Source organism: Leclercia adecarboxylata (assembly GCF_006874705.1).
Lineage (GTDB): Bacteria > Pseudomonadota > Gammaproteobacteria > Enterobacterales > Enterobacteriaceae > Enterobacter > Enterobacter adecarboxylatus_C.
The window spans coordinates 2154121-2166300 of the sequence record NZ_CP035382.1 but is presented as its reverse complement, the minus strand read 5'-3'; the positions used below and the strand labels follow the sequence as shown (position 1 = coordinate 2166300).

The following is a 12180-nucleotide window of genomic DNA, read 5'->3' as shown; positions in this document are numbered from 1 at the left end:
AGGGAATAAAAACAACCCCTCCCCCTACAATACGTCTGGAGACTCTGTGATGAATGATAATATTTGTCAGCAGATAGAGAATAGTGCGCACTACAGGGAGCTCGTCGATAAGCGGCAACGGTTTGCCTTCACTTTATCTATCATCATGTTAATCATTTATGTCGGCTTTATTCTGCTGATTGCTTTTGCCCCACACTGGCTGGGCACACCGCTGCACGCCGGGACCAGCGTCACCCGCGGTATCCCTATTGGGATCGGGGTGATCGTCATTTCGTTTGTGCTGACCGCCGTGTACGTCATTCGTGCTAACGGTGAGTTCGACCGTCTGAATAAAGCCGTTCTGCGTGAGGTAAAAGCATCATGAAGAGAGTTCTGACGGCGCTCGCCGCCACCCTCCCCTTTGCGGCAAATGCCGCCGATGCCATTACCGGCGCAGTTGAACGCCAGCCAACCAACTGGCAGGCGATCGTGATGTTCCTGATCTTCGTCGTGCTGACGCTGTATATCACCTACTGGGCCTCGAAACGCGTGCGCTCCCGTAATGATTACTACACCGCAGGCGGCAACATCACCGGTTTCCAGAACGGCCTGGCGATCGCGGGCGACTTTATGTCGGCGGCCTCCTTCCTCGGGATCTCCGCGCTGGTGTACACCTCCGGCTACGACGGGCTGATCTACTCCCTTGGCTTCCTCGTCGGCTGGCCGATTATTCTGTTCCTGATCGCCGAACGTCTGCGTAACCTCGGACGCTATACCTTTGCCGACGTGGCCTCCTATCGCCTGAAGCAGGGGCCGATCCGTACCCTCTCCGCCTGCGGCTCGCTGGTGGTGGTGGCCCTGTACCTGATCGCCCAGATGGTGGGTGCCGGTAAACTCATCCAGCTGCTGTTCGGCCTGAACTACCATATCGCGGTGGTGCTGGTGGGCGTGCTGATGGTGATGTATGTCCTGTTTGGCGGCATGCTTGCCACCACCTGGGTGCAGATCATCAAAGCCGTACTGCTGCTGTTCGGTGCCAGCTTTATGGCCTTTATGGTAATGAAGCACGTCGGTTTCAGCTTCAACAACCTGTTCAGCGAAGCGATGGCGGTCCACCCGAAAGGGGAAGCGATCATGAGCCCGGGCGGGCTGGTGAAAGATCCGATCTCGGCGCTGTCGTTAGGCCTGGGCCTGATGTTTGGTACCGCCGGTCTGCCGCATATCCTGATGCGTTTCTTCACGGTGTCAGATGCGCGCGAAGCGCGTAAGAGCGTGCTCTACGCCACCGGCTTTATGGGTTACTTCTACATCCTGACCTTTATTATCGGCTTCGGCGCCATCATGCTGGTAGGCGCAAACCCGGCGTTTAAAGACGCGGCGGGCGCGCTGATTGGCGGCAACAACATGGCGGCGGTGCATCTGGCTGACGCGGTGGGTGGCAACCTGTTCCTCGGCTTTATCTCTGCCGTGGCCTTCGCCACTATCCTGGCGGTGGTCGCAGGCCTGACGCTGGCCGGAGCCTCTGCGGTCTCCCATGACCTCTATGCCAACGTCTGGCGTAAAGGCGCCTCCGAGCGCGAGGAGCTGAAAGTCTCCAAAATTACCGTGCTGGTGCTGGGCGTGGTGGCGATCCTGCTGGGTATTCTGTTCGAGAACCAGAACATCGCCTTTATGGTGGGGCTGGCCTTCTCGATTGCCGCAAGCTGTAACTTCCCGATCATTCTGCTCTCCATGTACTGGTCAAAACTGACCACCCGTGGGGCGATGATTGGCGGCTGGCTGGGCCTGCTCACCGCGGTGATCCTGATGATCCTCGGCCCAACCATCTGGGTGCAGATCCTCGGCCACGAAAAAGCCATCTTCCCGTACGAATACCCGGCGCTGTTCTCCATCGCCGTGGCGTTCATTGGGATCTGGTTCTTCTCCGCCACGGATAACTCGGCGGAAGGGAACCTGGAGCGTGAGAAGTTCCGCGCCCAGTTTATCCGTTCCCAAACCGGCCTGGGTGTTGAACAGGGCCGCGCGCACTAAAATCCCCTCCCCGGCCGCTGGTCGGGGATCACATTTTTTTCCCCTTCAGGTGACGTTTATCACGTCACCAAAACAGAAAAAGCCGATGCGCATCACAGGCTTTATCTGCGATCCGCAAAGGCCATCACACTTTTCCCGATTTCACGCCAATCCCCGGCTTTCCCTCTGCCCCCCGTACAGACAATCCCCCTTCCAGTTTTTATGCTTTAGTCACAGCGACTCGCTCAGGCTTCTGGCAAAGCGCTCCAGCCGCGCCGGGCTCAGCAGTAGCGGCAGGAATAGCGGGCCGCTGGCGGGCGGGTCCACCAGCCAGCGATCCAGGGTGTCGGCGTAGTGAAGCAGCCGCTGCTGATGCTTCTGCAGGGTATCAGCAGGCAGGCTGTTCGCGCCGTAATGGTCGAGCCAGAGCACGTCGGTCACGGCGGCAGCCACGTGGGAGAACATCTGGCTGTAGATCTCCGCGCTGCGCCAGGCAGCCAGCAGGATCGCCAGCGTGTCGTCCGGGCAGGTAATACGCGGCATCAGCTCACGCAGGTTTTGCAGCGTGCGGGATGCGAGGAAGCAGGCGGCCTCTTTCTCCAGCGCCATCCGCTCCCGCTGCTCTTTGCCAAGCTCGGGATCGTCGGTGGGCATCAGCGGTTGCCAGGCGTGCAGCCAGTTGGCGCTGCGGGTGTCCATATGCAGCAGCTGTTGCGCCTGAGCGATGCTCTCCGGGATCTGGCTCTGATAGTGCAGCCGTCGACCGAGGAGGTTCGGTGTTTTACACAGCCAGTCGTAGCTGGCATGCACGATGGCCGAGAGCTGATGCTTGTCCTGCAGGGAGCGAAAGCCGAGCTGATGATGTTCCGCCCAGCGATCGAAGGTGGCGGGCAGCGCTGCGTCGGCGGCCTGGTTGGCGGCGGTAAGACCGAATAGATTGATGGCGTTGGCGGAGTCCATCACCCGGCTGTCGGGTAGCCACTGCCAGCTCACGCGGGAGGTAATAGCTTCAATTTCGTTTTCGGCGACGCTGAGCGCCCAGCTTAAGCGGCCGCTGATCTCATCGGCCAGATAGCACGGCAGCGCGGTCCAGCCGTAGCCGGTGCCAAAGAGGTCGTACTCGATCCACTTTTTATGCCCCGGCAGGGTGGCGATGTGCGGATGGTTGGCAAAGCCGGGGTGGTAATCCAGCTCGGTGGCTTTTACCGAGGCGCGCACGTCGTCCGGGAGCGTCGCCAGAATGTTAGCGAGCTGCTGGCGCGGCCAGCTGTTATCAATAAAGTCGCGCAGGATGAGCTTTTTGCCCCGGGCGCGCAGCAGGCTCCAGACATCATGCAGGCTTTGCTGCCAGCGGGCGGTCTGAAAGTCCGGCGTCGTCAGGCTGAGAATAAGCCCGCTGAGATGGGGCAAGGCGTGTAATAGCGGATGCAATATCGCGGCATAAAAATGGTGCCAGAAATCCGGCGCGCTTTTTTCGTCGAACGTCAGTTCCGGAAATTTACGCTTAATAATGTCGTCATTGGGCGCGGCTTCACCCTGAAGCCAGAACGACAGATTATTTTCCGCCAGATAGCGATCGACGCGGATTAAATATTGCAGGGCGTAATGTTGCTGATGAATAAGGTTCTCGACGTTGAGCTTCTGGCTTAACGGCGAGGGCGTCGCAAGTACCGAAAGCAGTTCCTGTTGGTGCAGGATGATCCCAGTGAAACCGTGCTCCTTCGCGCTTTTTACTCCCTGAATAAACCAGGGCCAGTGCCAGATAAAAGTGCTGTTCAGCTCCATCAGCTGATGTGGAATACGTTTCATTGCGTCACCTTGCTGATATTTATTTTGCTACTTTAGCTGAGGATGCCATGAAAAAATATGCTCTGGTCGGGACCGGTGGGCGTGCCGGTTTATATATTTCCGCCATCGGGGGGGCCTGGCGGGAAAATGCCAGAATGGTCGCGTTCTGCGATACCAATACCACGCGCATGCACTACGCCAATCAGCTCTTAAAAAACGAAGGCGCGGCCCCGGTTTCCACCTGGCAGGCGACGCAGTTTGAGGAGATGATCCGCGAGACGCGCCCTGATGTAGTTATCGTCACCACCATGGATCGTACCCATGACGACTACATCGTTCGCGCCCTGCACGCCGGCTGCGATGTGATCACCGAAAAGCCGATGACCATCGATGAACAGCGCGCCCTGCGCATTCTCGACGCTATCGAAGAGACCGGTCGCAGCGTGCGGGTGGCCTTCAACTACCGCTACGCCCCGCACCACAGCAAGGTGCGCGAGCTGCTGATGCAGGGGACGATTGGCAAGGTCACTTCGGTGCACTTCGAATGGCTGCTCAACACCGAACATGGCGCAGACTACTTCCGCCGCTGGCACCGGGAAAAACGCAACAGCGGCGGCCTACTGGTGCATAAATCCACCCACCATTTTGACCTGATGAACTTCTGGCTGGACAGCTACCCGGAGCGGGTTTACGCCGAAGGCAGCCTGCAGTTCTACGGCAGGGAGAACGCGGAGAAGCGCGGCGTGACGCACTTCTACCCCCGCGCCCACGGCTTCGCCGAGGCGAAAGCGGATCCCTTTGCCCTGCAGATGGCGGAGAACGCCCAGCTTAAAGCGCTCTATCTCGACGCCGAACACGAAGATAACTACTTCCGCGACCAGAGCGTGTTCAGCGACGGCATCACCATCGAAGACACGATGTCGGTGCTGGTGAAGTATCAGAACCAGGTCCAGCTCACTTACTCCCTCAACGCCTACCTGCCGTGGGAAGGGCTGAACGTGGTCTTTAACGGCACCGAAGGCCGGCTAGAGATGAAGATCGTCGAGAAGTCCTACGTTAACGCCGGGGGCGAGCGCGAAAACGAGGGCAGCCTCGAGCAGTGCGATCTCGCCGTCTTCCCGCTGTTTGCCGAATCCTGGAAAGCAACGTTCAGCCTCGGCGAAGGGGGCCACGGCGGCGGCGACAACGCCATGCTGGCCGACCTGTTTGGTACGCCGGGCCACGACCCGCTGCAGCGTGCGGCGGACCACCGTGCCGGGGCGATGTCGATCCTCACCGGGATTGCGGGCAACATCTCCATGCAGCAGCAGCGTCCGGTCAACTTTAAGGAGTTTGAGCTGGTTTCCCGTCTGACGAAACGCTAAAGGCATGGTGAAGGCGCGGCAGGAGACCGCGCCGGAGCCACTGGTCAGTATTGTGCCGTTACTCACCTGTTTAATAATAAAAAATCCGGAGATAAATAATGAATAAACTCCTGTCAGGTGTCATCGCATCGCTGTTATTTTCCTGTACCTCTACATGGGCGCAACCCGTTGAATTACGTATGTCGTGGTGGGGTGGCAACAGCCGCCACCAGGCCACGCTGAAGGCGCTCGACGCCTTTGAAAAAGCACATCCGGATATTAAGGTGAAGCCCGAATACACCGGCTGGGACGGGCATCTTTCGCGCCTGACCACCCAGATGGCGAGCGGCACCGAGCCGGATGTGATGCAGACCAACTGGCCGTGGCTCATCATCTTTTCCAAAAACGGCGAAGGTTATTACGATCTCGACAAGCTGAAAGCGGAGCTGGATTTAAGCCAGTACCAGGCCCAGGATCTGCAATCCACCACCATCAAAGGCAAGCTCAACGGCCTGCCGATCTCGGTCAATGCCCCGGTCTTTTACTACAACGACGTAACCTGGCAGAAAGCCGGGCTGGCGTACCCGAAAACCTGGGATGACTTTTTTGCCGCCGGGAAAGTGTTCCAGCAGAAGCTCGGCAACAGCTACTACCCCTACGCGATGGTCGATCAGGACGTCATCCTGCTACTCAATGCCTGGATGATGCAGACCCATCACAAACCAATGTTCAACAGCGATGGTACCTTCGCCTGGAACGACGCCCAGTGGGAGGAGGCCTTCAGCTTTGTGAAGCGCCTGAGCGACGACCATGTTCTCCCGTCGCCAAAGACCCTCTCCTCCTACGGCAAAGGCAATCTCTATGAGATGAAGCCGTGGATCAACGGCGAATGGGGCGGCCTGTTCACCTGGAACATCACCATCCGCATGTTTGCCAACAACATGACGCCGCCGGCAAAGCTGGTGCTGGGCGACTATGTAATGCAGCCCGGGACGGAAGAATCGGGTGTGTACTTCAAAACGGCGCAGATGCTGTCGGTGGCGAAATCAACGAAGCATCCAAAAGAGGCGGCGATCCTGGTCAACTACCTGCTCAACGATCCGCAGTCGGTTGAAGCCCTGGGGCTGGAGCGCGGCATTCCGCTCAACAAGGCGGCGGAGGCGCAGCTTATGGAGAAAGGGGTAATTAACCCGCAGGATCCGGTAATTGCCGGGCTGCGCCAGGCGCAGGCGCTGCACACCACGGTTGTCGCCACGCCCTATATTGAGGACTTGCAGGTAATCGACAGGTTTACCTCGGCGCGGGAAAAGCTGGAGCAGGGGCAAACGCCCGCTCAGGTCGCGGCGGATTTCCGCCAGCAGGTGGAGCGTATTGTACGGCGTGTGAACCGTTAGCATTGCCGGGTGGCGCTACGCTTACCCGGCCTACAGAACCGTAGGCCCGTGCAAGCGCAGCGCCGCCGGGCAAAACTCAGAACATCAACCAGCCCACCAGCGGGGCCACCAGCACCATCACCACCCCGGAGAGCATCATCACCAGGCTGGCGACCACGCCCTCCTGCTGGCCCAGCTCATAGGAGCGGGCGGTGCCGGCACCGTGGGAGGCCGCGCCAAAGCCGGCCCCTTTCGCCATCCCTTCGCGGATCGAGAGCCGCAAAAACAGCATATCCCCTACCGCCATGCCAAACACCCCGGTGACCACTACGAACAGCGCCACCAGATCCGGCTGCCCGCCGAGCGGTTTTGCCGCGGCCAGGGCAAAAGGCGTGGTGACGGAGCGCACCGCGAGGCTGCGCTGGATCTCATCCGACAGGGTAAACAGCCGCGCCAGCCAGACCGAGCTGGTGACGGCTACCACCGTGGCGGTGATCACCCCGGCGGAGAGCGACATCCAGTGGCGTTTGATCACCGCGAGGTTGTCATACACCGGCACCGCAAAGGCGATGGTCGCCGGGCCGAGCAGCCACAGCAGCCAGTGCGCTTCACCGATATAGTTCTGCCAGGAGATATGGCCCCACACCAGCATCATCACCAGCAGAATCGGGGTGAAGACCAGCGGCATCAGGGGCAGTTTACGAAAGCGGCGGTAGAGACGTTTGTTGGCAAAATAGATAACCAGCGTCACCACCAGGCAGAGGACGCTGACCTGAAAGTTAGTCATGTTTCTGCCTGCTGATTTCATAGCGATAGACTTTATCCACCACCCACGCGGTGGCACCCAGCACCATTAGCGTGCTCAGGGCGATCACCGCAAAGATACGCCAGCCGTCCACCATCAGCAGCTGGACGTAATTGACCACCGCCACCACCGCCGGCACAAAAAAGAGCAGCATTTCCGCCAGCAGCCAGCGCGAGCCCGCCCGCACCCAGTTCAGGGGAATAACGCGACAGAGGATCAGGCTGAACATCAGCACCATGCCGACCAGATTGGCCGGCAGGGGCAGATGCAGCCAGCCAACAAGGTATTCAGCGAAGACAAAAAGACCCGCATAAAGCAGTACCTGAACCGGTACCTGGAGTCGTTGCACGACGGCAGGCGTAACGCGACCTAACGCCACGGTCATGGGGGATTTCCTCAAAATGAGATGGAGCGCCAGTATAGTCAGCGCCCGTAATTGACTGAAATGAATTAAAATCATCAAAGGTATAGTTTCGAGGAATAGTCATGGACATACGCACGCTGCGTTACTTTGTCGAAGTGGTACGCCAGCAGAGTTTCACCCGCGCCGCGGAGAAGCTTTTTGTCACCCAACCCACCATCAGCAAGATGCTGAAGAACCTCGAAGATGAACTGAACTGTACTCTGCTGATCCGCGACGGACGCAAGCTGCTGTTAACCGACACCGGCCGGGTGGTGTTTGAGCGCGGGCTGGCGATCCTCGCGGAGTTTCGCCAGCTGGAGGCCGAGCTGGGCGACATCAACCACCTCAACAAGGGGATACTGCGCCTCGGTATTCCCCCAATGGTGGGGATGATGATGGCCGGGCCCATCGGCCTGTTTCGCCAGCGCTATCCCGGCGTGGAGCTGAAAATTTCTGAATTTGGCGGTTTAACCGTCCAGCAGGCGGTAATCAACGGCGAGCTGGATCTGGCGATGACCGCCCTGCCGGTAGAGGAAGACAGCGGCCTGACGGCCCTGCCGCTGTTCAGCCATCCGCTGTGCGTGCTGGTGCCGCGCTCCGGCAGCTGGCTGACGCTTAAGGCTATTAATCCGGCGCTGCTGGCCGAGCACCCGTTACTGATCTACAACGAAGATTTTGCCCTCAGCCGCCAGCTGATGCAGCTCTTCAGCCAGCACGGCGTTAAGCCGCGCATCGCGGTGCGCAGCGGGCAGTGGGACTTTCTGGCGGCGATGGTGCAGGCGGGGGTGGGAATTGCGATACTGCCGCAGCCCATCTGCGAGCGGCTGGATAAAAACACCCTGCGCTGGATCCCGCTGCAGAGCGATCTGCACTGGCAGCTGGGGATGATCTGGCGGGAAGGGGTGTATTTGTCGAACAGCGCCCAGGCGTGGCTGAAATGCTGTGAAGGATTTTGGACTTCGGTGGAATAACGCCGGGTGGCGGCTTCGCCTTACCCGGCCCAGGGTTTAACAGGCCCGGTAAGCGTAGCGCCACCGGGCAATCAACGGCTACTGCTTCTCAATCAACAACGCTTCCATCAAATCGAGATCGTGCAGCAGCTTTTGCAGCGTCTCGTTGCTGATCTCCCGGGTGGCGCGCAGGTGATACAGCTCCGCGCGTTCAGAACGCAGCGCGGCAAGGCGGAAGCGGCGCTCGAGGTTCTCTTCCATCAGCGAGCTTTCCACGTCGTTGCGGCCATCCGCACGGCGGCGCAGGTTACCAATTACTCGCGAACTCACCTCTTTCAGCAGCTGGTTATCGATGTTCTCTTCGGTATCCGCGGCCAGACGTTCCTCCATCTTCTGGATGGCGACAATGGCTACCTCCGCCGTTGCCGCCCGGGCGATACGCGCCTCTTTATGCTGCTGAACGTGATCGCCCACCTCCATGTGTTGCAGCAGGATCGGCAGCATCACCACGCCAACAAACAGTGAGAACAGAATCACCCCTGCGGCGAGGAACACCAGCTCGTAGCGGGCCGGGAAGACGTCGCCGGTCGGCAGCAGCAGCGGAATGGAGAGTACACCGGCAAGGGTGATGGCCCCACGCACCCCGGCGAAGGTGGAAATCAGCAGCTCACGGGTGGTCCAGGAGCCAAACTCCATCGGTTTCTTTTTCAGGAAACGCATGCTGAAGTTTTTCATCGTCCACAGCCAGCCAAAACGCACCAGCATCAGCGCGGCGTAAATCAGCACGATGTCGGTAAACAGCATCCAGGTTTCGACATTCGGATCGGCCTCGGCCGCCACCAGCGAGGACTCAAGGATACCCGGCAGCTGGAGGCCCAACAGCAGGAACACCATGCCGTTAAAGACAAACTCCAGCATCGACCAGGTGCTGTTGGCGCGCAGGCGCATCGCCAGCGGCGCGCGGCGCATAACCCCGGCGCGGGTGATGGTCATCCCGGCCGCTACCGCCGCCAGAATGCCCGATACGCCGATGTGTTCCGCAATCAGGTAAGAGGCGAATGGCAGCAGGAACAGCAGCACGATCTGCGTGGCGGGCTCGTCGCCGCCCCAGCGGCTGAGGAAGCGCAGCGAACGACCGTACAGCCAGCTCACCACAAACCCCGCCAGAATGCCGCCAATGGCCACTTTAAAGAATTCAACGGACGCCCCGCCGATGGTGAAGACCATGGTGCCCATCGCCACGGCGACGGCAAACTTCAGCGCCACCAGGCCGGAGGCGTCGTTCATCAGCGCCTCGCCCTGCAGGATGCCCATGATTTTTTTAGGGATGCGTCCTTCGCCAACGATCCCGGACAGCGCCACGGCATCGGTGGGCGACAGTACCGCCGCCAGCGCAAAGGCCGGTATCAGCGGGATCCCCGGCACCACCCAGTAGATGAGAAAACCAATCCCCACCACGGTGACCACCACCAGCGCCAGCGCCAGACCTAAGATCTCGCGCCCGTGTTCGAGAAACTCACGGGTTGGGGTTTTCCAGCCGTCGGCAAACAGCAGGGGCGGAATAAACAGCACCAGAAACAGTTCGGGATCAAACTCGACATGCAATCCGAACGTCGGCCACGCCAGCAGAGCACCGATGGCGATCTGCATCAGCGGCAGCGGTAACTGGAAGGGCAGTACGCGGGTAACTACCCCGGAGAGGGAGACCAAAAGGGTCATGATGAGTATTGTGAAAAAGATTTCCATGCGTTCCCTGTTTGCGAGATTTCTGTACGTTTACATCACTGGCATCTTGCCACAGTGTATCTCCCCCAGAGTAACGCATAAGGCAACAAGATGTGTTCCGAAAATAAAAACGGGCGGCCTGAGCCACCCGTCTTTTTACGCAGTTGACGGCTTAGATAGCCCAGCCGCCCGCGTAGAAGGCCACCAGCGCCACGGCAATCACCACCGTACCGATGTTCAGCTTACGCCATTCGCCGGAGACGATGCGGCCGATCACCAGCGATGCGAAACCGATCATGATGCCGGTCACGATGTTACAGGTCAGCACGATGAACACCGCGGTGATCAGACCGGCCATCGCGTCAACGAAGTCGGCAAAATCAATTTTCGCCACGTTGCTCAGCATCAGCAGACCAACGTACATCAGCGCAGGCGCGGTCGCATACGCCGGAACCAGATACGACAGCGGAGCGAGGAACAGGATCAGCAGGAACAGCACGCCGATGGTAATCGCCGTCAGACCGGTTTTACCACCTGCCGCCGTACCCGCTGCAGATTCGATATACACCGCCGCCGGGGCTGCACCCACCAGACCGGAGAAGACGCTGCTCAGGGAGTCGGTGGTCAGCGCTTTGCCGCCATCGATAATCTGACCGTCTTTATCCAGCAGGTTCGCCTGGCCCGCCACCGCGCGGATGGTGCCGGTGGCGTCGAAGACCGCAGTCATCACCAGCGCCAGCACGCTTGGCAGCACAACCGGGTTCAGCGCGCCCATGATATCCAGACTGCCGATCAGGGAGTTGCTGTTTTCATCGCTCAGGGATGGCATGGCGAACACGCCGGAGAAGTGCACCGCGGGATCGAAAATCAGGCCCACAACAGAGACGCCAATGATGGTCAGCAGAATGCCGCCCGGCACTTTCAGTTTTTCCAGACCGATGATCACCGCCAGGCCAATCAGGGACATGATCACCGGGAAGCTGGCGAAATTACCCAGCGCAACCGGCAGACCGTCCAGCGGGTTCTTGATCACAAGGCCAACGCCGTTGGCGGCAATCAGCAGCAGGAACAGGCCGATACCAATCCCGGTGCCGTGCGCAACGCCCTGCGGCAGGTTGCGGAGGATCCAGCTACGGATGCCGGTAGCGGAGATGATGGTAAACAGCACACCCATCAGGAACACGGCGCCCAGCGCAACCGGGACGCTGATCTGCTGGCCCAGCACCAAGCTGAATGCGGTAAAGGCAGTCAGGGAGATAGCGCAACCGATCGCCAGCGGCAGGTTGGCCCACAACCCCATCACGATGGAGCCGACACCGGCCACCAGACAGGTGGCGACAAAGACCGCCGCCGGTGGGAAACCGGCTTTGCCCAGCATACCCGGCACCACGATCACGGAATAGACCATGGCCAGGAAGGTCGTCAGACCGGCAACGATCTCCTGACGCACGGTGCTGCCGCGAGCAGAAATTTTGAACATGGCGTCGAGTGAACCGCCGGTACGCGCAGATGGCGTAGACATAGAAAACATCCCCTGAAAATGATAATCGTCGTCGGTCAGCGTGATGGACACTCCACGACCAGCGAAACGTCATATCCCTGTGCTGCGTTTATGACAAAAAGGGGCGTCATAAAAAAAGCAAACGTTTAGCTTCGCGCTGACAAAACGGGTGTTGAATTAAAGGCAAACGATTATCCGTCCTGAAGATGGGCGTTTTCAACTTAACTTTGCCGTTTTTCGCTAATTTCCCTACGCAGTGGTGAAGAAGTAGACAGAGTATGCGCAAACGTTATCGTGAATGCG

At 59.2% G+C, this 12180-nt stretch carries 10 protein-coding genes; 5 read left to right on the top strand and 5 right to left on the bottom strand.

All coding sequences use genetic code 11. The annotated features are described in order from the left end of the window. Window positions 1-49: 49 nt before the first annotated feature. Both ES815_RS11305 and actP read left to right on the top strand, forming a co-directional pair. Entirely contained in the window at window positions 50-364 is a 315-nt protein-coding gene (locus ES815_RS11305) for a DUF485 domain-containing protein (protein WP_142487870.1), read from the top strand. Next, window positions 361-2010: a cation/acetate symporter ActP gene (gene actP / locus ES815_RS11300; RefSeq protein WP_142487869.1), complete on the top strand. Its 1650-nt coding sequence runs from the start codon at window positions 361-363 to the stop codon at window positions 2008-2010. The genes ES815_RS11305 and actP overlap by 4 nt, the downstream gene beginning before the upstream one ends. Window positions 2011-2220: 210 nt before the next feature. Here actP and ES815_RS11295 read toward each other — a convergent pair whose 3' ends face one another. After that, window positions 2221-3798, bottom strand: a complete 1578-nt coding sequence (locus ES815_RS11295) for a hypothetical protein (RefSeq protein WP_142487868.1) — start codon at window positions 3796-3798, stop codon at window positions 2221-2223. Window positions 3799-3845: 47 nt separating this feature from the next. On the opposite strand from ES815_RS11295, the gene ES815_RS11290 reads away from it, so the two are divergent. Beyond that, window positions 3846-5141: a Gfo/Idh/MocA family protein gene (locus tag ES815_RS11290; RefSeq protein WP_142487867.1), complete on the top strand. Its 1296-nt coding sequence runs from the start codon at window positions 3846-3848 to the stop codon at window positions 5139-5141. Window positions 5142-5236: 95 nt separating this feature from the next. Next, window positions 5237-6514: an ABC transporter substrate-binding protein gene (locus tag ES815_RS11285; protein WP_260609704.1), complete on the top strand. Its 1278-nt coding sequence runs from the start codon at window positions 5237-5239 to the stop codon at window positions 6512-6514. A 76-nt stretch (window positions 6515-6590) separates the two neighbouring features. Here the strand turns inward: ES815_RS11285 and ES815_RS11280 are convergent, their stop codons facing one another. Both ES815_RS11280 and ES815_RS11275 read right to left on the bottom strand, forming a co-directional pair. Further along, the gene (locus ES815_RS11280) at window positions 6591-7280 is read right to left on the bottom strand and encodes an LrgB family protein (protein ID WP_142487865.1); all 690 of its coding nucleotides are present in this window, start codon (window positions 7278-7280) and stop codon (window positions 6591-6593) included. Beyond that, on the bottom strand, window positions 7273-7683 hold the full coding sequence (locus ES815_RS11275; RefSeq protein ID WP_142487864.1) for a CidA/LrgA family protein: 411 nt from the start codon (window positions 7681-7683) through the stop codon (window positions 7273-7275). Before ES815_RS11275 ends, ES815_RS11280 begins: the two co-directional genes overlap by 8 nt. A gap of 101 nt (window positions 7684-7784) precedes the next feature. Between ES815_RS11275 and ES815_RS11270 the strand changes: the two genes are divergently transcribed. After that, window positions 7785-8672: a LysR family transcriptional regulator gene (locus ES815_RS11270; RefSeq protein ID WP_142487863.1), complete on the top strand. Its 888-nt coding sequence runs from the start codon at window positions 7785-7787 to the stop codon at window positions 8670-8672. A gap of 78 nt (window positions 8673-8750) precedes the next feature. Here the strand turns inward: ES815_RS11270 and ES815_RS11265 are convergent, their stop codons facing one another. Together ES815_RS11265 and ghxP are read right to left on the bottom strand one after the other, a co-directional pair. Further along, complete coding sequence (locus tag ES815_RS11265; RefSeq protein ID WP_142487862.1) at window positions 8751-10397, bottom strand: Na+/H+ antiporter; 1647 nt, start codon at window positions 10395-10397, stop codon at window positions 8751-8753. A 151-nt stretch (window positions 10398-10548) separates the two neighbouring features. Beyond that, entirely contained in the window at window positions 10549-11898 is a 1350-nt protein-coding gene (gene ghxP / locus ES815_RS11260; protein WP_142487861.1) for a guanine/hypoxanthine transporter GhxP, read from the bottom strand. Window positions 11899-12180 lie beyond the last annotated feature (282 nt).

Excerpts from the sequence above, each read along its gene's own strand:
- ES815_RS11290 (WP_142487867.1), top strand. The coding sequence starts at position 3,846 with ATGAAAAAATATGCTCTGGTCGGGACCGGTGGGCGTGCCGGTTTATAT.
- ghxP (WP_142487861.1), bottom strand. The coding sequence starts at position 11,898 with ATGTCTACGCCATCTGCGCGTACCGGCGGTTCACTCGACGCCATGTTC.
- ES815_RS11270 (WP_142487863.1), top strand. The coding sequence starts at position 7,785 with ATGGACATACGCACGCTGCGTTACTTTGTCGAAGTGGTACGCCAGCAG.
- ES815_RS11265 (WP_142487862.1), bottom strand. The coding sequence starts at position 10,397 with ATGGAAATCTTTTTCACAATACTCATCATGACCCTTTTGGTCTCCCTC.
- actP (WP_142487869.1), top strand. The coding sequence starts at position 361 with ATGAAGAGAGTTCTGACGGCGCTCGCCGCCACCCTCCCCTTTGCGGCA.
- ES815_RS11295 (WP_142487868.1), bottom strand. The coding sequence starts at position 3,798 with ATGAAACGTATTCCACATCAGCTGATGGAGCTGAACAGCACTTTTATC.
- ES815_RS11305 (WP_142487870.1), top strand. The coding sequence starts at position 50 with ATGAATGATAATATTTGTCAGCAGATAGAGAATAGTGCGCACTACAGG.
- ES815_RS11275 (WP_142487864.1), bottom strand. The coding sequence starts at position 7,683 with ATGACCGTGGCGTTAGGTCGCGTTACGCCTGCCGTCGTGCAACGACTC.
- ES815_RS11280 (WP_142487865.1), bottom strand. The coding sequence starts at position 7,280 with ATGACTAACTTTCAGGTCAGCGTCCTCTGCCTGGTGGTGACGCTGGTT.